This window comes from Nocardiopsis sp. NPDC055824 (assembly GCF_053616335.1).
In genome coordinates this window covers 21,565-41,170 of sequence record NZ_JBSHDN010000038.1, presented here as the reverse complement: position 1 = coordinate 41,170, position 19,606 = coordinate 21,565, and the positions used below count along the sequence as shown (strand labels likewise).

Here is a 19,606-nt window from a genome sequence, read left to right as displayed (position 1 = left end):
GCGGTGCGTACGCGCCGCGGCGCGGGGCCGGGGCCCGCGAGGTCCGGAAGGACCAGGCCACCACCGTGACCGGGGGCGACGGCGGGGCCACGGGCGCCGAGGTGGACACTGGAGGTCCGTCGAGGCAGTCCGCACAGGGGGTAACCGTGTCACGTCCGCTCACAGTCGTCACCGGCGGCAGCCGGGGCATCGGCGCCGCCACCTGCGTCAGGCTGGCCTCCGACGGCCACGACCTGGTACTGGGCTACGCGAGCGACGAGGGGGCGGCCGCCCGGACCGCGGCCGCGGTGCGGGAGGCCGGCGCGCGCTGCGTCACCGTGCGCGCGGACACCTCCTCGGAGGAGGACGTCGAGCGGCTCTTCGACTCGGCCGCCCCGCTGGGGCGGGTCACCGGCCTGGTCAACAACGCCGGTGTCACCGGCCCGCTGGGCAGGCTCGCGGACGCCTCGGCCGACGTCCTGCGCAGGGTGGTCGACGTCAACCTGCTCGGCTACCTGCTGTGCTGCCGCCGGGCCGCCCGGGACATGGCCGCGCACGGCTCGGGTTCCATCGTCAACGTGTCCTCCGCGGCCGCCACGCTCGGCAGCCCCGGCGAGTACGTGCACTACGCCGCGACCAAGGCCGCGGTGGACGCCCTCACCGTGGGCCTGTCGAAGGAGCTGGGCCCCGACGGGGTCCGCGTCAACGCCGTGGCGCCCGGCGTGATCGAGACCGGCATGCACGCGGCGATGGGCGACCCCGACCGCCCGGCCAAGGCCGCCGCCACGCGCATCCCCCTGGGCCGGCCCGGGCAGGACTTCGAGATCGCCGCCGCGGTCTCGTGGCTGCTCTCCCCCGAGGCCGCCTACGCGACGGGCACGGTGCTGCGCGTCTCCGGGGGCCTCTGAGGCGCCCGGCGCGTGCCCGGCAGCGCGCGGCCGGACGGGCGGGCCGACGGCGGGCGCCCGGCGCGAGGGGGTCTGCGGGCGGCGTGCCGGCCCCCGGTTCCGCCGGTGGCAAGGCGAACCCGCGGCCCGCGGCCCGCCCCGTGAGCTGTACCATCGGGGCCGGATTCTCCCCCTCGTCCGCGTGCTCCCCCGGTCCCGGAGAAAGCCGTGCGACAGGGCTTTCACCACAGACGGAAACGGACGTTCATGGACGCTGACGACACCCAGGTCATGACCAGGACCGGCGAGTTCACCACCACCGTGAGCTGGGAGACCCCGGTCCGCGGTCGGGTCGCCGCGGCGGTGGACCGCCTCTCCGGCCCCCTGGCCGACCTGCTGGAGCGCGACGCCAACGACGGCGACACCCGCATGCTCGTCGCCGACTTCTTCAGTGTCGGACTGAATTTCAGCAAGTACCAGGACATGACCACCGAGTACCGCACGAGCGGCGACTCGATCGACTACGCGATCATGCTGGAGGGCAAGCTGTTCGCCCCCGTCGAGGTGCGGCGGATCGGCCAGGAGCTCGACCAGCGCAACATCCAGATGTCGCGGCGCCTGGCGGCGGACGAGGGCGCCGAGTGGGTGATCCTCACCAACGGCCGCCGCTGGCGGGTCTACCACCTGCGCCCCGACGGCGAGGGCGGCAACACCCCGGTCGAGGTCCTCGACGTGGACCTCCTGGACGCGGACGCCTACCACCGCAACATCGACGCCCTGTTCCACCTCACCCGCGAGTCCGTCGACCACGGCCGGCTGGACGCGCTGCGCCAGTGGAAGGAGGCCGTCGAGGCGGCCCCGCTGGCCGAGGTGCTGCGCGGGGACGCCGTGGTCGCGGCGATCCGCGACCAGCTGCTCGCCGCCACGGGGCACCGGGGCCACGCCGGCGACGCCGAGGAGATCCGCCGCGCCCTGACCGACACCGTCGTCGCACGGGGCCTGCTCCCCGCCGGGGAGTGACTCCCCCGGGGCTCCCCGGGACCGGAGGGGCCCCGGGGAGGCCCGGTCACGGCCTTCGTCCGGTTCGCGCCATACTGTCCCCGAACGCATCCGGACGACAGGCGGACCCGGACGGCCCGTGAGCCGGGGCCCGCCGGAGGACCCGTGAACGAGACTCCCCCGACGACCCCGCTCGTGGCCGGCGACCCCGCACAGGTCGGCCCGTATCCCCTGCACGGCCGGATGAACACCGGGGGCTCCGGTGTCACCTACGCCGCCCCGGACGGGCACGGCGGCTGGGCCGCGCTCACCGTGGTCCGCGAGGAGCACGTGGCCGTCCCCGGCTTCCGGTCCCGGTTCGCCCACCACGCCGGCCTGGTCCAGCGGGTGCGCTCACCCCGTGTGGCCCCGCTGCTCGCCGCGGACGGCTCCGCCCCGCGCCCGTGGTTCGCGACCGCGTACGTCCCCGGGCCGACCGTGCGCGACATGGTCGCCACGCACGGGCCGATGCCCGGAGGCCAGGTCCGCGAACTCGCCGCCGGCATCGCGGCGGCGCTGGCCGACGTCCACGCCGCCGGGGCCGTCTACCCGAACCTGACCCCGGCCGGCGTGGTCCTGGGGCCGGACGGCCCGGTGCTGACCGGTTTCGAGGCGCACGTGGCCGCGGCCGACTCGGCGGGCTGGGTCGACCCGGAGTGCTTCACCGGCCGCCTGTCCTCCTCGATCGACATGTTCTCCTGGGGGTCGGTGGTGGCCTTCGCCGCGACCGGCAGGGCTCCGTTCGGCACCGGCGACCCGGACGCGGTGGCGCACCGGCACGAGAACGGACGCCCGGACCTGTTCGGGGTGCCCCGGGACCTGGCCGGCCCGGTCTCGGCCGCGCTGGTGCCGCTGGCGGAGGACCGCCCGGACGCGGCGGGCCTGGCCCGCGCGCTGACCGGTTCCGGCGGGCCCCCGCCGCCCCCCGAGCGGAAACGGTCCGGGACGGGACCGGCCGTCGCCCTGGCCGCGGCGGCGCTGGTCCTGGTTCTGCTGGGCGCGGCCCTGGCCCTGTGGGCGCTGGGTCGCGAAGGCGGGTCGGCCGGGGCCGGGGGCTCCGCCGCCGGCGTGGAGCGGGTGGGGACGCAGGTGTCCGGGGCCGGGGGCTGAGCCCTGGCGGGTCGCCCGCCGCGCCGGAGGGCTCCCTCCGCCGCGGCGGGGAGACCGCGCCCTCCGATGCCGTTTACCCCCATTGACAGCAGTGATCCACGACACAACAATGAATTTGGGAGCGCTCCCAGACCTGTCGACCGCTCACCCCCGGCGGAAGGAACCCCCACAGTGAGACCGGTACGAAGAAACGCCGCACCGGCCCTCGGCGCCGCCCTGGCGCTCTCGGCGACCCTCCTCGCGGCCTCCCCCGTTCAGGCCGACGAGGAACCCACCGAACACATCGTCAACGGAGGCTTCGACGACGGCGCCACCGGATGGTGGGGCAGCCCCTCCATCGCGCCCGAGGTCACGGAGGACGGACGGCTGTGCGCCGACGTCCCCGGCGGAACCGCCGATCCGTGGGACGTGATCATCGGCCAGGACGGCGTCCCCCTGCGTGCGGGCGAGTCCTACACCTTCTCCTTCACCGCCTCCGGGACCGGGTCGCGGCCCGTCCGCGCGCTCGTCCAGGAACCCGTCGACCCCTGGCGCACCGAACTCGACGAACGCGCGTTCCTCACCGAGGAGGCCGCCTCCCACGCGTTCGTCTTCACGGCGGACGAGGACCGCGACGACGCCCAGGTGGCCTTCCAGGTCGGCGGCGCGGCCGAGCCCTGGACGCTCTGCCTGGACGACGTGTCCCTGCTCGACGGCGCCGAACCCCCCGTGTACGTGCCCGACACCGGCCCGCGCGTGCGCGTCAACCAGCTCGGCTACCTGCCCGAGGGCCCCAAGAACGCCACCGTCGTCACCGACGCCGCCGATCCCCTCCCCTGGACGCTGGCCGACGCGGACGGCGCGGTCGTCGCCGACGGCGACACCGTCCCCCACGGCCCCGACGCCTCGTCCGGCCAGAGCGTCCACACCGTCGACTTCGGCGGCTTCACCGAACCCGGTGAGGGGTACACGCTGACCGCCGACGGCGAGACGAGCCATCCCTTCGCCGTCTCCGCCGACCTCTACGAGGACCTGGCCGCGGACGCCCTGTCCTTCTACTACCCCCAGCGCAGCGGCATCGGGATCTCGGACGCGATCGCCCCCGGCTACGGACGCGGGGCCGGACACGTCGGCGTCGCGCCCAACCAGGGCGACACCGAGGTCCCCTGCCATCCCGCGACCCCCTGCGACTACACACTGGACGTGTCCGGCGGCTGGTACGACGCGGGCGACCACGGCAAGTACGTGGTCAACGGCGGCATCTCCGTCCACCAGCTGATGAGCGTCCACGAGCGCGCCCTGCACGCGCCGACCGGCAACCCCGAGCGCGCGGGCGACTCCACCCTGCGCCTGCCCGAGCGGGACAACGGCGTCCCCGACGTCCTGGACGAGGCCCGCTGGGAGATGGAGTTCCTGATGGCCATGCAGGTGCCCGAGGGAGAACCCCTGGCCGGCATGGCCCACCACAAGGTCCACGACGCGGCGTGGACGGCGATCCCGATGCTGCCCGCCGACGACCCCCAGCCCCGTTACCTGCACCCGCCGTCGACGGCCGCCACCCTCAACCTCGCGGCGACCGCGGCCCAGTGCTCCCGGGTCTTCGAGCCCTACGACGCGGAGTTCGCCGCCTCCTGCCTGGAGTCGGCGGAGACCGCCTGGGCCGCCGCCGCGGCCCACCCCGAGGAGTACGCCCCACCGACCGGCGAGGGCGGCGGCCCCTACGACGACACCGACGTCTCCGACGAGTTCTACTGGGCGGCCGCGGAGCTGTACCTGGCCACGGGCGACGACGGATACGAGGACGCCGTCACCTCGTCCGGCCTGCACGCCGACCCCGGGGTGTTCGGACCCGGCGGGTTCGACTGGCGCTACACGGCGCCGCTGGGGGTCCTCCAGCTGGCCTCGGTGCCCAACGACCTGTCCGACGGGGCCCGGGACGCGCTGGTCGAGGGCGCCGGGCAGTACCTGGACAACATCGGGTCCCACCCGTACGGCCTGGCCTACGCGCCCGAGGACGGGGTCTTCGCCTGGGGCTCCAACAACCTCGTGCTGAACAACCTGGTGGTGCTGTCGACCGCCTACGACGTCAGCGGGGACGCGGCCTTCCGGGACGCGGTCCTGGAGGGGATGGACTACGTGCTGGGCCGCAACGCCCTCAACCAGTCCTACGTCACCGGGCACGGCACCAACGACGCGGTCAACCAGCACAGCCGCTGGTACGCCCACCAGCTCGACCCGTCGCTGCCCGCCCCGCCCCCCGGCTCGCTCGCCGGAGGGCCCAACTCGGACACGGCCACCTGGGACCCGGTGACCGAGGCCGACCTGGCGGGGTGCGCCCCCCAGTTCTGCTACATCGACGACATCGGCTCCTACGCCACCAACGAGCTGACCGTCAACTGGAACTCGACGCTGGCGTGGGTGTCCGCGTTCGCCGTCGAACAGCTCCGGTAGCCGCCCGGTCCGGGACCCGGTGACCGGGCCCGGACCGGCCACAGGTCCATCCGGGAGGACGGGGCCCCTCAGGAGAGCGTGGGGCCCCGTCCGACATCCTCCCCCGGGACGTCCGGGGAGGGCCCGGCCGCCGGGGCCGCTCCCCCGCCCGGGCCGGCGGGAGCAGCGCGTCGCCGGACCGCCTACTCCAGGGGCAGCCGCAGGATCCGGTCGTCGCCGTCGCGCGGTTCGCCACGGCCGTCCAGGTTGCTGGTGCCCAGCCACAGCCCGCCCCCGCCGGGGACGGCCACCACCGTGCGCAGGCGGCCGTACTCCCCCTCCAGGTGGGCGACCGGCTCGCCCGCTCCGCCGTCACCGGTGAGCGGCACCTCCCAGAGCCGCTCGCCGCGCAGGCCCGCCACCCACAGGGAGCCGCCCGCGAAGGCGGCGCCGCTCGGGGAGGCCTCCGCGGTGGTCCACGTGACCAGCGGGTCGACGTACTCGTCCCCGCCGCCGGGCCCCTCCACCTCGGGCCACCCGTAGTTGTCGCCCGGCTCGATCAGGTTGACCTCGTCCAGCCGGTTCTGGCCGAACTCGGTGGCGTAGAGGCTGCCGTCCCCGTCCCAGGCCAGGCCCTGCACGTTGCGGTGCCCGTAGCTGTACGTGTAGTTGCCGAAAGGGTTGTCCGGGGCGGGCTCCCCGTCCGGGGTGAGGCGCAGGACCTTGCCCCCGAGGGAGCCGGTGTCCTGGGAGTTCCGCGGGTCCCCGGCATCGCCGGTCCCCGCGTAGAGGAGGCCGTCGGGGCCGAATTCGATCCGGCCGCCGTTGTGGGTGGACGCCGAGGGGATCCCGTCGAGGACCGTCTCCGGCTCGCCCAGGACGCCCCCGTCCGGGTCGTACTCCATCCGGCCGATCCGGTTGTCGGAGTCCGTCGTGTAGTAGGCGTACACGTAGGGCTCCTCGGGGAAACCGGGGTCGACGGCCAGTCCCAGCAGGCCGCCCTCCCCGGACGGGGACACCCCGGGGACGGTCCCGGCGCCGGTGACGGTGCCGTCGCCCGCCACGCGGACGACCTCGGCGGAGTCGCGCTGGGCGACCAGAGCCGAGCCGTCGGGGAGGAACGCGACGCCCCACGGCACCTCCAGGCCGGTGGCGACGTCCTCCGGCTGTCCGGGCTCGGACGCGGTCGTCCCGGGGTCGGTCTCACCGGTTCCGGTGGTCACGCCCTCGGGGGTGCTGCAGGCGGAGAGCAGGAGGAGGGCGCCGAGGGCGGAGAGGGTACGCAAGGCGGGTCCGGCGGTCGATGTGTGCACCATGTCCGCTCCCTTCCCCGTGACGGCCCGTGTACGCCCGGTTCCTCACCCGCGGTCGCGCGTGCTGTTCTCGTGCCCCTCGCGGAGCTCCTCGAACAGGCGGTCCACGTCGGTGAGCAGCGCGCTGTACACGGGCCACCGGTCCCGGTCCCGGTCCTCGCCGAGCTCCTGCCGCGCCCGCTCCACCCCGCGCTCCCCCGCGTCCAGGCAGGCGCGCAGGTCGGCGGAGGCGGAGGAGCGCTCCGGCTCCTCTGCGTCGCAGACGGCCCGGAAAGCGTCGGCCGCGCCGTCCATGAGCTGCGCGAACCCGCTCAGGAAGGCGTCGTCCGGTGCGGGGAACCTCCCCCCGGAGTCGGTCGAGTACCGCAGGGTGCGCACGACGGACCGGAGGTGGCGCGAGGCCCGGCCCAGGGCGGAGATCCAGGCCCGGTACGCGTCCGGGTCGCCCTGGGGCCCGCGACCTCCCAGGGCCCTGCGCGGGTTGAGGCGCACCCGCTCCTCCTGCTTGGCGACCGCGGCCCGCGCGTTGCGCTCGGTGTCGTCGAACCCCTCCGCGACGCGCGCCCAGTGGTCGAGATCGGCCAGGCCGTCGTTCCCCCGCCCGAGCCCCTCGGCCATCTCGTGCGACAGGTGGCGCAGGCCGTCGGCGAAGTCGAGCACCGCGTTCTCGGCGTCGCGGAAGCGGATGGCGGGGGCGAGGACCGTGTTCGTCACCACGGCCGCGCCCGCGCCCACCATGACCATGGCCAGGAGCGAGCCGAGGTCGCCGGGGCTGGCCGCCGTGCCCCCCGCCAGGGCGAACGCCGCGACGACGGGGATCTGGGAGCCCTGCGAGCCGAAGACGGCGGCCTGGCCCAGGACGAGGGCGAACAGGACGAGCAGGGCGAAGATCCACAGCTCGGGGCCCACGGTGAGACCGCCCAGGCCCGCGATCAGCGCGCCCGTCACGACCGCGGCCACGTAGCGGCCGGACTGGAGCACCGACCCGTAGACGCTGGGGCGCACGACCAGGAGGGCGGAGAACGGCGCGAACCCGATCTGCTTCGTGTCCATCAGCAGGGTGCCCACCCCCAGGGCGAGGGTCGCGGCCACGGCGCACTTGAGGATGAGGACGGCGGTCTCGCGCTCGTGTCCCCGCCGTTCGAAGGCCCTGCGCCCCCACCGGCGCCAACGCTCCCCGGGTCCCGTCCGATGCCGCTGCGCCACCCCGTCCCCTCCTGTCCTCGTCCGCCGCCGGGGAGGGGCCCGTTCCCGTGCCCCCGGCCCGGCGGAGCCGTCCCGCCGCGGGCCGTCCCCGCTGTCACCGTCGCTTCCCCCTCCGGCGCTTCCGACACGTCGCGGGGCCCCTCGGCACCGCGGCGGCCCCGTCCTCGCGGCTCAGGCCCCGGGGGCGGTCCCCAGGTAGACGGTGTTCGACGCGGGCGCCTCCTGGTAGGGGCTGGCGAAGGTCACCACCTCGCTGCGCACCCCGCCGAAGGCGAGCCGCAGGACGTCCTCGTAGTCGGCGTCCGGCGGGTCGTTGGACCAGAGCGCGAACACCCCGCCGGGGTGCAGGCTCCCGGCGAGGCGGCGCACCCCCTCCGGCTCGTAGAAGGGTGCGTGGGACGGGTGGAGCAGGTGTCGGGGCGAGTGGTCGATGTCGACCACGACCGCGTGGAACCGGCTGCCCGGGGCCTCCGGGTCCAGCCCCTCCGAGCCCAGGGCCCGTGCGAAGAAGTCGCCGCGCGCCAGCCGGCAGCGGGGGTCGGCGGACAGCACGGCCCCCGCCGGGACGAGCCCCTCCCGGTGCCAGTCGACCACCTCGCCCAGCGCCTCCACCACCAGGAGCGAGCGCACACCGGGGTCGTCGAGCACGGTGAGGGCGGTGTGGCCGAGCCCGAGCCCGCCCACGACCACGTCGTACCCGTCCGGCGGCTCCGCGCCGGGGCCCGCGCGCAGTTCGGCCAGGGCGAGGCGGGCCACCTCCACCTCCGCGGCGGTGAAGGCGCTGGACATCAGGAAGTCGTCGTCGAGCTTGATCTCGTAGACGTCGTCGCCCACGAGGGGGTCCCAGCGGCGGCGCAGGCTGATCACCCCCATCGGGGTGGGCCGGTGGTCGAGTTCCCGGAAACGTGGGCTCAAGGTCGGTGCTCCAGACAGGAGAGGGCGGGTGTCCCGCCCACCGTAGGGGGCGCCGCCCGCCCGGGGGCCGGTTCCGCGCCGGACACGCCTCAGCGGCGGACCATCACGAGCACTCCGCAGGACCAGCCCAGCAGCGGGATCCGCTCCCAGCCCGAACGCGACTCCAGGTCGCCGATCAGCCCCTCCACCTCCAGCCGGTGGCCCTCGGAGTCCGTGCCCCCCGCGTGCCGGGCGAGGTCGGCGACGACGTAGAAGCCGCCCCGGTCCACGAGCGACAGCGCCTCGTCCAGGTGGGTGAACTTGCCCGGCCACGCGTCCGCGAACACCAGGTCGTAGCCGGGGCCGGTGTCGTCCGCCCGACCGGCCAGCCACTCGCCGCCGTCGGCCTCGTAGACCGTCACGCGCGGGTCCACGGTGTGGTGGCGGCGGGCCACGCCGAGGCACGCGGGGTCGTTGTCGACGGTCTCCAGGACGGACTCCCGGTCCATCCCGGCGAGCAGCCACGCGGTACCCGCTCCGGTGCCGGTGCCCAGTTCGAGCAACCGCCCTCCGGGCTTGGACGCCGCCAGGGCCCGGAGCAGGCGGCCGACACCCTCCTCGCAGGACATGGTGAAGCCGATGGCCTCGGTGTCGGCCTCGATCGCGGCCAGGGACGCGGGACGCCGGTCCGGCGCTGTGGTCGCCATGTGGCGGGGCTCCTCGCTGCTCGCCTTGCCCGTCGGGTCGAGGCTACGGCGGCGGGGAGGGCCGGTCCAGCACCCGGACGGGGCGCACGGACCGCGTCGTCCCCGGCGCGCCGGTCCGGACGACCCCCTGCCGCTCCGGCCGGTGCGACGGATTCGTGTCCCGACGTGTGGGCGGACCGTGGAACGGCTAGGGGGTGGGAAACCGGAAGGCACCGAGCAATTGGGAGGCAGCGATGGTCGACGAAACCGGTGCTCCTCCCCGCCGCCCCTGGTTCCGGGGGGCTCTGCGGGGGGTCGTGGGCGCGATGGCCATGAGCGGGATGCGGCAGGTGGCGGTCGGCGTGGGGGCCATCGAGAGGACGCCGCCCGACGCCGTCCTCAAGGAGGGCGTGCCCCTCCTGCTGGAGAGCGTGCCCGAGCACCGCAGGTCGGCCGCCGTGGAACTGGCCCACTGGGGGTACGGCGCGACGGCGGGGGCGGTGTTCGCCCTCCTGCCCGCCCGACTGCGCCGTTCGCGGCTGACCGGGCCGGTGTACGGCGTCGCGGTCTGGGGCCTGTTCGAGGTGGCCGTCGCGCCGGTGCTGGGCCTGGCCCACGCCCGCGGGTCCAGACCGCGCGAGCGGTGGGCGCTGCTGATCGACCACGTCGTCTTCGGGTTCGTCGTCGGCACGCCCCCCGAGGCGGGCATCGCCGGCTCCGACGGCCCGGACGGGGAGCCGGGCGGTGAGCCCCGCGGGGACGGCTCCGGCGCCGGGGGGACCGGGCCGGAGGACCGCCGCCGCGACGCCTGACCGGGCGGACCGGGCCCGGCCGGGAGAGTTTGGGTTCCAGCGGCCGGGCCCTACTCCTGCGCCTTCTGGAGGCGCACATAGGCGAGTTGCAGCCAGTCGGACACCGCCACGGCGCTGAACACCGCTCCCGCGCTCCGGGTGAGGGCGGGAGCGAACACCAGCCCGAAGGCGTAGCCGGTGGCCACCCACTGGGCCAGGCAGAAGGGGCAGGTGACCAGCTCGCCGACCGCCTTGCGCCCGCCCTCGCCGCGCACCTCCTCGTCGAGCTCGGCCGGCGCGGAGGCCCCCCGGAAGCGCGTGAAGAACGACCGCAGCGGGCTGGTCACCGGGTCCTTGGCCAGCAGCCGCGACAGCTTGTGGGTGGTGAGCCCCATCAGCGCCAGGTCCCAGGGCCCCACCGAGGCGGCGGCCCCGCTCCGGCGGGAGCGGCTCGCGACGAGCGCCCCCGCCGCCACCAGGGCCGCGTAGCCGGACGCCACCGCGGCGTAGCCGACGAGCGGCTGGTCGCTGCCCCCGCGGTAGGCCTCCGCCTCCTGCCGGACGGTCTCCTTGACGCTCTCCGCGCCGGAGGTGTCGTCAGTCATCGTCCCCGTTCCTCCTTCGTCTCGTTCCGCCTCCGTTGCCGGACCTGGTGCGGGCCCAGTCGTGCAGCGCCTCCCTGTCGGCCGCCCCGTCGACGTTGACGGCGGCCTCGATCAGCGCGAGGTGCGTGAAGGCCTGGGGGAAGTTGCCCAGCTGGGTGCCGTCCGCGGTCATCTCCTCGGCGAGGAGCCCCAGTTCGCCCCCGCTCCCGCACAGCCGCTCGAACCTCTCCCTCGCCTCGTCGGTCCGCCCGGCGAGGACGAGCGCGGACACCATGTCGAACGAGCAGAGGAGGAAGGCGCCCTCCGGGGTGCCGATCCCGTCGCCGGTCTCCTCGGGGTCGTACCTGCGGATCAGGCCGCCGCCCTCGCCCAGTTCGGCCTCCACGCGCTCCAGGGTGCGAAGCACACGCGGGTCGGTGCCGTCGAGGAAGCCCAGGAGCGGGATCCGCAGCAGCGAGCCGTCCACGTTGGCCGCGCCGTAGGACTGGACGAAAGAACCCGTGGACGGGTCGTAGCCGTGGTCGAGGACGTCCCGGCGGATCGCGCGGGCCTCCTCGCGCCATGCCTCCAGCGGCACCTCGTCCTCCCCGCCGGTCATCTCCGCGAGCTGGACCGCGCGGTCGAGGCACACCCAGGCGTAGACCTTGGAGCTGGTCCAGTGCCGGGGGTCCGTCCTGACCTCCCACATGCCCTCGTCCGGCTCCCGCCACAGCTCGCGCGCCGACTCGACCACGGTGGCGAGCCGGGCCAGCTCGTCCGGCGGCAGGCTCCCGGTGGCGTCCTCGTAGGAGAGGGCCGCGTCGAGGATGTGCCCGTAGACGTCGAGCTGGTGCTGCGAGTACGCCGCGTTGCCGGTCCGGACCGGCCGCGCTCCGCCGTACCCGGACAGGTGGTCCAGGACCTCCTCCTCGGGGGGCGGTTCCTCGTCGACCGTCTCCACGGGCGGGAGCCATCCCTTCGGGCGACCGCACACCCGCAGCAGGAAGCTCAGGTAGCTCCCCGCCTCGGCCTCGTGCCCGAGGCGGAGGAAGGCCAGCACCACGAGGGCCGCGTCGCGGTGCCACACGTAGCGGTAGTCCCAGTTCCTGGTCCCTCCCGGCCACTCCGGCAGGGAGGTGGTGGGCGCGGCGATCAGGGCTCCGCTCTCCTCGTGGAGCAGCCCGCGCAGGGTGAGCGCGCTGCGGCGCACGTGGGTGGCCCCCGCGCCGTCGTAGTCGGTCCGCGCCGACCACGCCCGCCACGCGTCCACCGTCCCCCGGAGCAGGGCGCGTCCCTCCCCCAGGTCGACGCGGCGCTCGCCGTGGAGGTAGTCCAGCGCGAAGACCGCGGTGTCCCCCTCGGAGAGCTCCACCAGGAACTCGGGGCCGCCGTCCCCTGTGAGGCCGGGGCCGGGAGCGCCCGACAGCAGCGGGCCCGACGCCTCCCTCAGGCCCCCGTCCACGCTCTCCCACCGCGGCTCCGAGCGTCCGAAGTCGGGACGGGCACGCAGTCGGGAGCGCACGGAGGCGGTGCCCGCCCTGCACTCGACGAGCCGCACGAGGACGCCCTCGCGGTACAGGCCCTCCTTCCCCCCGGGGGTCCGCACCGCGAGCAGGTCGCGGACCGCGACCTCCACCCCGTCGCCCCGCCACAGGGTCTCCAGGACGAGTGTCTCGTCCACGTAGGCGCGGTCCGCCGGCCGCGCCCCCTGGACCTCCAGGGTCCACTCCCCGCCGCGGTCCGGGTCGAGGATCCCGGACAGGAACGCGGGCCCGTCGAACCTCGGCGCGCACAGCCACGTGACCGTGCCGTCCGGTGTGGTGAGCGCCGCGGTGTGGCAGTCCGAGAGGAAGCCGTGGTCCCCGATGCCCGTCGTCCCCTGCCCCATCGGCCCCTCCCCGTGGTCCTCCCGCCAGCGCTTCCCCTCCGCCTGCCCTGGGAAGGACGGGACGAAACGACACTTCAGAGTCCTGGTGTGCACATAAGGAACCACTGCCCCGGGTAGCGCAGGGGGAAGGTCCCGAGTTCGTGACGGAGGTCGGTATGGAGACCGGGAACGGGGGACGCCGGGTGGCCGTCGTCAGCGGCGCCGGCGCGGGCGTCGGCCGGGCGACCGCGCGGGAGTTCGCCCGCCGGGGCTACGCGGTGGCCCTCCTCGCGCGCGGCGCGAAGGGGCTGGCCGCCGCCGAGCGGGAGGCGCACGAGGCCGGGGTCCCGGCGCTGGCCGTCCGCACGGACGCCGCGGACGCCGCGGCGGTGCGCGAGGCGGCGGCCCGGACCGAGGCCGCGCTCGGCCCGGTGGACGTGTGGGTGAACGCGGCCTTCGCCTCGGTCATCGCCCCCTTCGGGGAGGTGGAGCCCGAGGAGTACCGCCGGGTCACCGACGTCTGCTACCACGGCTACGTCCACGGCACGCGGACCGCGCTGGAGCTGATGGTGCCCCGGAACCGGGGCGAGGTCGTGCAGGTCGGATCGGCCCTGGCCTACCGGGGCATCCCCTTCCAGGCCGCGTACTGCGGGGCCAAGCACGCGGTACGCGGGTTCACCGACTCCGTGCGCGCCGAACTGGTGCACGCCCGGTCGCGGATCAGGTTGACGGAGGTCCACCTGCCGGCGGTCAACACCCCGCAGTTCTCGTGGGTCCGCTCGCGGATGGGGGCGCGGACCAGGCCCGTGCCGCCGGTCTACCAGCCGGAGGTGGCGGCGCGCGCGATCGTGTGGGCCGCCGAGCACCCCCGGCGCCGCCGGTACTGGGTGGGCGCGTCGACCGTGGGCACCGTGCTGGCGCAGCGCCTCGCCCCGAGGGCGCTCGACCTCCAGCTGGGCCTCTCCGGCAGGGACAGCCAGGTCCGGGACGAGCCCGCGCCCGAGCGGGACAACCTGTTCGAGCCCGTGGACGACGTGCTGGACTTCGGCGCGCACGGGGAGTTCGACGACGAGGCGTGGGGCGTCAGCCCCCTCGACGAGCTGAACCGCAGGCGCCGTCCCGCGGCCCTGGTCGGCGCCGCCGCGCTGGCGGCGGGGGCCGCGGTCTACGCGTCCCGCCGGCTCCGGCGGTGAAGGGTTTCGACCGGCACGGCGGCCGGGGTGCCGGGGTGTCCCGGCCGGGGCCGCGGGGCCGGAGTTCAGGGGCCAGGAGCCGGAGGCGGGGCGGGGGCGCGGAGCCGGTCAACGGATCCGACAGGACATGTCCGAGAGCGGGGAGGAAGAAGATGACCGAGCACGACCCGACCGTGGACGACGCGTGGGAGGACTTCCACTCGGCGGTGGACATGACCGGTGAGGAGCTGCGCGAGTGGCTGCTCACCGACGCCTCCGGTGAGGAGGGCTTCCGGCCGGAGCCCGGCCACACGGTGTCCCGGCGGGGCGAGGCGGTCGTGAACCTGCTGTCCAAGCGCCGTGTCGACGTGACGGGGGCCGACGTCGAGCTGATGCGCGAGGTGTCGGATCTCGTCCGGCGGGAACTGGCGGACCCGCACCGCGAGGATCCCGGGTGGCGGCGCCGCCTGATGTCGGTGGGGCACGACCCGCTCAGCCCCGACTCGGCGCGGCCCGACGAGGAGGACCTCGCGTAGCCGGGGCCGGACCCGCCGGTGCGGGGCCGCCCGACGGGGAGTCCGCCCGACGGGGAGTCCGTCCGGCGGCCGAGACCCGGCCCGGTCCCCGTCCGGTGTCCGCCACCACCAGGCACACTCTCGCCCGACCGGATACGAGCCCCGGCAGAGCAGCGGCCGACGGACCGGTGAGGGGCAGGGGTCCCGGAGGGTGACGAAGGGCAGGAAGGCGAAGGGGCGGCGCCCGGTACGGGCTCCGCCCCTCTCCCCGCTCCCCCTCAGCCCTCGCCGTCGGGCCCGCGCTGCCCCCGGTACTGGGAGGCCTGGCGGGCGATCTCGTCCTCCAGGACGGCCCGCTGCCTGACCTTGTCGCTGCGCATCCGCCGGTCGTTCTCGTTGCGGTCGGCCTGCTGCTGGGCGTCCAGGCGCCCCACATCCCGATCTGTGTCCACCTGGAGCTGCTTGCGCCGGATCCGCAGCTTCTCCCCGTGGCGCTCCCGGTGGAAGTCGGCCCGGGCGGTGTACAGCTCGTCGTACTTGCTCGCCCCTCCGAGCACCTTGGTCAGGACCGGGAACAGGTCCACGGCAACCAGCAGGAGCCTCAACAGCAGCACCGCCGCCATGACGTAGAAGTTCCCCCTGGCGAGCTCGCCCAAGGCCTCCATCTCGTCGATGATCCCGTGCTCCCCCTCCGCGGCGGTCCGGTCCGCGACCTTCTCGTCGATCAGCTCGCCGCGCGCGGAGGCGAAATCCGCTGTCGACACCCCCGAAGCGGAAGTGAGGCCCTCCACCTCGGAGTCGAGTTCCAGCAGGTTGGCCTGGTAGGAGGAGAGCCGGCTGTCCTCCTCGAACGCGTCGGCCTCGCCGCGCAGCCGCCGACAGTTGACGCCCTCACCCGCTCGGCCGGTCAGCCCGTCTCCGGAACTGCCGTTGCACTCCAGACGGGCCAGCTCCTGCTTCTCCTCCAGCTGGCCCCGGAGGGAGTCGACGTGTTCCTGCACGCGGTCGCGTTCGGCGACCGTCGCTGCCAGCGCGGACCGGTCGGCGGCGAGAGTGCTGCCGCCGACCGTCAACAGGAACTCCTCCGTGCAGGACGGATCGGTGCTCTGTTCCCCCGACACCGGGTTGCAGCGCTCCAGCGACGACCGGAAGGCCGCCTCCTCCTGCTGCCGGTCGACCCGGATCTCCTGTTCGACGGACGGCCGGAAGACGTAGAGGAGCAGGGGCTCGGCGACGACCACGCTGACCAGCACGGCCAGGATGATCCGCCCCGTGTAGTCGCGGAACCGGTGGCCCTTCTTCACACCGTGCATGGTCGAGAGCATCCAACAGTCGAAGACCAGGATGAGCCCGGCCCAGAACGCGGCGGCGGGGACCAGGAGCGGCCACGGGGTGTCGGTGAACCGGCCGAGCGCGACGAAGACGGCGATCCCGGCCAGGAGGGAGGTGCAGACGACCACCAGCCCCTGGAGGGTGTAGCGGGGGCGTTCCTCGGGGACCTCGTCCAGGAGGTCCTCGTCGACGCCGGTCAGGCGGCGCAGCACACGGCTTGTCCAGGCGCGGAATCTGTACGGACGGCTCTCGGGAGGGAGCCGGGGCTCCTCCGCGGTCTCCGGGCGGGAGCCCGCCTCCGGTGGGGCGACGGTGCTATGCGTCATGGTCGTCCTCGCTCAGGCCCTCCGAATAGGAGCGCCGCCCCCTCACTCCGTTCTCGGGGCCGTCACCGACGGCGGCCTCGCGAGGCAGGACGTGGTCTCCCTCCGTCCTCCCTCCCCCGGAGCGCGGGTCCTCACCGGTCTGCGCGACGATCTCGCCGGTGTCCACGGCGGGCTCCGCCACCGTCTTGTTCCGCTCACCGCTGCCGATCGACTCGGTGCGCATCGGGAACATCTCGGGGTCGACGAAGTCGACGACCTCGGCGGCGGTCATGGCGCCGTCCACATAGTTCTCCCGGATCGCCGTCTGGGCCAACTGGGAGCGGACCTGCATACGGCGGTGCTCGTCCTCACGTGCCCAGGTCTCCCTGCGCAGGGCGAGATCGCGCTCCCACTCCCCCTGGCGCTGCCGCTCCTGCCGTTCGGCCTCCTCGCGCTCCCATTCCCGGGTGAGGGCCCGCTCGCGCTCGGCGGTGATGCGGTGCGCGACCTCGGTCGGGTCGATGCGGCCCTCGGCCAGCGCCAGCATGACCGCGTTGATGGTGTCGTTCTGGACAGCCTCGCTGAGCCCGGCCATGATCGTGCGGGTGTGGTTCGTGACCTTCTCCTTCATCAGGTGGTCGTGCTCGGTGCGGGCCACCTCGACCTCCTGTTCGTGACGGGTGGTGCGCCATGTCCCCCGCGTCTCACGGAGGCTGTTCGGGGTGAGCACCTCCGTACCGACGTACTCGATCCGCATCCCCCGGACCTCGGGCGGCGACAGGTCGATGAACGCCTTGACGTGGCTCCACACCAGCTCGCGGACGTCGTTGATGTCGGCCAGCCTGAGGTTCTGGGCGATCTGCGGCAGCTTGTCGTAGCGCCTCATGTAGCCGGTCAGGAAGCGGTCGGCGTCTCCCCGGCCCTCGCTGACCACGGTCACCGGGTCGATGACCGTACAGGCGAAGGTCGTCCGAACCTCGAACTCGTCGTCCTCCGCGGAGGGGATCGAGAGGACCACCACGACCGCGACGTCGTGTCCGACGTCGACCAGGCTCACGTGGTCCGCCTCGACGACGCGGTTGTCGTCGAGGGCGAGACCGCCCCTGTCCACGTGGAACGCGCCGCCGCTGCGGTAGACGCGCACCTGATGGGCGGCGGGTTGCGGCAGTTCGGAGGCCTCGCGGCGACGGCCGCGCAGGTTGAGGAATCCCTGTCGGGCCGGAGCGCCCAGGGCGCGTTCCTCCACGACCGGATAGGTGGCGGGTTTCATGTCGTCGTCACTTTCGTGAGGGGGTCTGGGCCCGGGCCTGCGCCCGCGCCGGTCGGGGTGTCGGTGCCGTCCCCGAAGACCCCGGCGAGGATCTCCAGGACGGCGTCGGTGGAGGGGTCACTGCCCGCGCAGCGGCGGACCGCGCTGACGAAGCTGGTCCGGAACCCGGTGCGTTCGTCCGGCCGCAGCATCGGTACAAGGGCGAGGAGCAGGTCGCGCGCCGTGCCCTGCGCGTCTGCACCGTTGCGCTGGAGCGCCCTCAGGGTGCGCCACAGGGCCTCGATCGACAGGCGCCGCACAGGGCGATGACGGACCGTCTCCACCCACAGGCAGGCCACTGTGGGGATCTGGTCCGGGGCGAGCATGAGGTGGCGGGCTATCGCCGGGTCGGCGCCGAGGGCTTCCCTCCCCTGTCCGTCCTCCGCCGCGAGAGGTCCCGCGGTGCCGTCCGGGCCGTCGCCGGGTTCGGCCGGGGACCGGCCGTCGCCGTCCAGGGCCTCTCCGGTACCCGTGTCGTCGGGCCCGTCGTCCTCGTGGGCCGGGGGCGGCCCCCCGGTGACGGGTTCGCTTGTGGGGACCGTGAGGGCGGAGAAGACGGCGATGATCAGCAGTGTCCGGTTGATCCGGTCGGAACCGAAGCGGCGGATGTCGAGCAGTCCGTCGTCGAGCCTGCGCAGCACGGCCCGTCCGTTGCCGCCCCTGTCCACCAGGCTGCCGAAGAGCGTGCCGATGGACTGGGCCGCGCCCAGCCGTCGCTCCGCCGCATCCTCTTCGAGCATCCGGGACCACAGCCGGTTGAAGGCCTCGGTCGGATAGGCCACGCCCAGCTCGCCGCTCCACACGTGGAGTGCCGTCTCGGCCTGCGCCGGCGTGCCGTGGGAGAGCCAGCGGTCCGCGGTCCGCAGGACCACGGGGGCGAGCCCCTCGTCCATGCACATGGACCACAGGACGAAGACGCACGTGTCGCGGCCGTCGCCGTCACCCCTTCTCGACCACCGGTCCAGGTAGAGATCGTGGACCTCCTCGAAGGCGATTCCGGCCAGGGCCGCCAGGCCGCGGGCGAGGAACACCCTCCGGGTCTCGTGACCGACGACCGTCCTGGTCCAGGACTCGACGGCGTTCCAGAAGTCCGCGTCGTAGCGCTCCCACAGCTGACGCAGGACCTCGGCCCGGTCGCCGTTCTCGGCGAACCCGGGGAAGCGCCGGACCAACCAGCCGTCGTCGCGGAGCCTGACCCGGATCAGGCTGTGCCCTCCCGCGCCTCGCCGCCGCCGAAGCATGGGCAGGCGGTCCGGTTCCTTCTCGGTGTCACCTTCCGCCGTACGCCCGGAAGACCCCTCCAGGGGAGCCGTTGACGGAAAGGCCCTGTTCAGACGGTGGTGCAGTCGTTTGGCAAGGATCTCGTAGTCGCGTTCGTGCACACCGTGGAGGAGCGCGAGCGCGGTGGCGTCGGCGACGTCACGCCTTTCCGGGTCGGCGTCGAACCACTCCTGGACCCGGGTACGGGAGGAGGACCGCAGGACGCCCTCGACCGCTGCCTGTGGGTCCTCTCCGGCTGCGATCCCCTCCGCGACAGCCACGACGTCGGCGAGTGACCGGTCGTCCGGGAGGGCGGCGGCGGCCTTCTCGGCCGCCTCCGGCACGCCGGGGTCACCACCGGGGTCCGTGCCTTCCTCCCCCGGGGCCCGTGCCCGCAGGTGTTCGTGGAGGACGTCGACCACGCGGGGGCGGGTCCAGGGGACGGAGGGCGCCGTCCTCCCGGTGGGAACACCCCGGTCGCAGGTGAGGACGAGGTGTGCCCCGGCGTTGGCGACACACCCGAACAGCACCGACCACTGGTACTCGTGCTCCGCCGGTGAGTCCCACCGGTCCACGCCGAACCAGTCCAGGACGATGTAGCCGCGGCCGGACACGAAGTCGCGGTCCGCCAGGGACTCCAGGGTCTGGCTCGGCGGGAGCACAGTGATCCCGCCGTCGGAGAGCCTCGAGAGGAGGGAGATCGCTCCGGTCCTCTTACCGGTTCCCGCCTCCCCTGTGAGGACGAGGACGGCCCTGTCCGCCAGGAGCTCGGCTGCGGCCGTGTAGCCCTCAGGGGTGGCGAAGGCCCGGACGGCCTCGCTGATCTCGTGGTCCCGCATGGGGCCGGTGACCGATGGGCGTGGGGAGTCCGGTTCCCCGGGCTCCCCCGCCGCACCGAAGGTACCGTTCTGGGCGTTGACCATGCCGTAGAACACGTTGGTCACCCGGC

At 74.4% G+C, this 19,606-nt stretch carries 16 protein-coding genes; 7 read left to right on the top strand and 9 right to left on the bottom strand.

Annotated elements, in window-relative coordinates; all coding sequences use genetic code 11:
• Positions 1 to 146: 146 nt before the first annotated feature.
• The 4 genes from ACWGL3_RS11070 to ACWGL3_RS11055 all read left to right on the top strand — a co-directional run bounded on the left by ACWGL3_RS11070 (position 147) and on the right by ACWGL3_RS11055 (position 5,444).
• Positions 147 to 887, top strand: a complete 741-nt coding sequence (locus ACWGL3_RS11070) for an SDR family NAD(P)-dependent oxidoreductase (RefSeq protein WP_267947090.1) — start codon at positions 147 to 149, stop codon at positions 885 to 887.
• Between the two features lie 246 nt (positions 888 to 1,133).
• Positions 1,134 to 1,886: a hypothetical protein gene (locus tag ACWGL3_RS11065; RefSeq protein ID WP_452461205.1), complete on the top strand. Its 753-nt coding sequence runs from the start codon at positions 1,134 to 1,136 to the stop codon at positions 1,884 to 1,886.
• 144 nt (positions 1,887 to 2,030) lie between these two features.
• The gene (locus ACWGL3_RS11060; protein WP_267947092.1) at positions 2,031 to 3,014 is read left to right on the top strand and encodes a protein kinase family protein; all 984 of its coding nucleotides are present in this window, start codon (positions 2,031 to 2,033) and stop codon (positions 3,012 to 3,014) included.
• 171 nt (positions 3,015 to 3,185) lie between these two features.
• Entirely contained in the window at positions 3,186 to 5,444 is a 2,259-nt protein-coding gene (locus tag ACWGL3_RS11055) for a glycoside hydrolase family 9 protein (RefSeq protein ID WP_452461204.1), read from the top strand.
• Between the two features lie 182 nt (positions 5,445 to 5,626).
• Here the strand turns inward: ACWGL3_RS11055 and ACWGL3_RS11050 are convergent, their stop codons facing one another.
• The 4 genes from ACWGL3_RS11050 to ACWGL3_RS11035 form a co-directional block, all read right to left on the bottom strand.
• On the bottom strand, positions 5,627 to 6,739 hold the full coding sequence (locus tag ACWGL3_RS11050) for a PQQ-dependent sugar dehydrogenase (RefSeq protein WP_452461203.1): 1,113 nt from the start codon (positions 6,737 to 6,739) through the stop codon (positions 5,627 to 5,629).
• Positions 6,740 to 6,781: 42 nt separating this feature from the next.
• Positions 6,782 to 7,942 carry an FUSC family protein gene (locus ACWGL3_RS11045; protein WP_452461202.1) on the bottom strand — a complete coding sequence of 387 codons (1,161 nt, stop codon included), beginning with the start codon at positions 7,940 to 7,942 and terminating at the stop codon, positions 6,782 to 6,784.
• Positions 7,943 to 8,113: 171 nt separating this feature from the next.
• On the bottom strand, positions 8,114 to 8,857 hold the full coding sequence (locus ACWGL3_RS11040; protein ID WP_355010703.1) for a polyamine aminopropyltransferase: 744 nt from the start codon (positions 8,855 to 8,857) through the stop codon (positions 8,114 to 8,116).
• 89 nt (positions 8,858 to 8,946) lie between these two features.
• Complete coding sequence (locus tag ACWGL3_RS11035; RefSeq protein ID WP_267947097.1) at positions 8,947 to 9,543, bottom strand: O-methyltransferase; 597 nt, start codon at positions 9,541 to 9,543, stop codon at positions 8,947 to 8,949.
• A 233-nt stretch (positions 9,544 to 9,776) separates the two neighbouring features.
• On the opposite strand from ACWGL3_RS11035, the gene ACWGL3_RS11030 reads away from it, so the two are divergent.
• Positions 9,777 to 10,334: a hypothetical protein gene (locus ACWGL3_RS11030; RefSeq protein WP_431061472.1), complete on the top strand. Its 558-nt coding sequence runs from the start codon at positions 9,777 to 9,779 to the stop codon at positions 10,332 to 10,334.
• 50 nt (positions 10,335 to 10,384) lie between these two features.
• Here ACWGL3_RS11030 and ACWGL3_RS11025 read toward each other — a convergent pair whose 3' ends face one another.
• A complete protein-coding gene (locus ACWGL3_RS11025) occupies positions 10,385 to 10,918 on the bottom strand; it encodes a DUF1360 domain-containing protein (RefSeq protein ID WP_267947098.1) in 534 nt (177 codons plus the stop codon).
• Positions 10,911 to 12,785, bottom strand: coding sequence for a glycoside hydrolase family 15 protein (locus ACWGL3_RS11020; RefSeq protein WP_267947099.1), 1,875 nt, complete (start codon positions 12,783 to 12,785; stop codon positions 10,911 to 10,913). Before ACWGL3_RS11020 ends, ACWGL3_RS11025 begins: the two co-directional genes overlap by 8 nt.
• A 155-nt stretch (positions 12,786 to 12,940) precedes the next feature.
• Between ACWGL3_RS11020 and ACWGL3_RS11015 the strand changes: the two genes are divergently transcribed.
• A complete protein-coding gene (locus tag ACWGL3_RS11015) occupies positions 12,941 to 13,957 on the top strand; it encodes an SDR family oxidoreductase (RefSeq protein ID WP_452461208.1) in 1,017 nt (338 codons plus the stop codon).
• A gap of 152 nt (positions 13,958 to 14,109) precedes the next feature.
• Positions 14,110 to 14,472, top strand: coding sequence for a DUF3140 domain-containing protein (locus ACWGL3_RS11010; protein ID WP_267947100.1), 363 nt, complete (start codon positions 14,110 to 14,112; stop codon positions 14,470 to 14,472).
• 257 nt (positions 14,473 to 14,729) lie between these two features.
• Here the strand turns inward: ACWGL3_RS11010 and ACWGL3_RS11005 are convergent, their stop codons facing one another.
• Genes ACWGL3_RS11005 through ACWGL3_RS10995 form a run of 3 tightly spaced genes read right to left on the bottom strand, consistent with a single transcriptional unit; the run spans position 14,730 to position 19,601 of the window.
• A complete protein-coding gene (locus ACWGL3_RS11005) occupies positions 14,730 to 16,109 on the bottom strand; it encodes a DUF4407 domain-containing protein (protein WP_267947101.1) in 1,380 nt (459 codons plus the stop codon).
• On the bottom strand, positions 16,099 to 17,358 hold the full coding sequence (locus ACWGL3_RS11000) for a hypothetical protein (RefSeq protein WP_267947102.1): 1,260 nt from the start codon (positions 17,356 to 17,358) through the stop codon (positions 16,099 to 16,101). Before ACWGL3_RS11000 ends, ACWGL3_RS11005 begins: the two co-directional genes overlap by 11 nt.
• Positions 17,355 to 19,601, bottom strand: coding sequence for a hypothetical protein (locus ACWGL3_RS10995; RefSeq protein WP_452461201.1), 2,247 nt, complete (start codon positions 19,599 to 19,601; stop codon positions 17,355 to 17,357). Before ACWGL3_RS10995 ends, ACWGL3_RS11000 begins: the two co-directional genes overlap by 4 nt.
• Between the last annotated feature and the right edge of the window lie 5 nt (positions 19,602 to 19,606).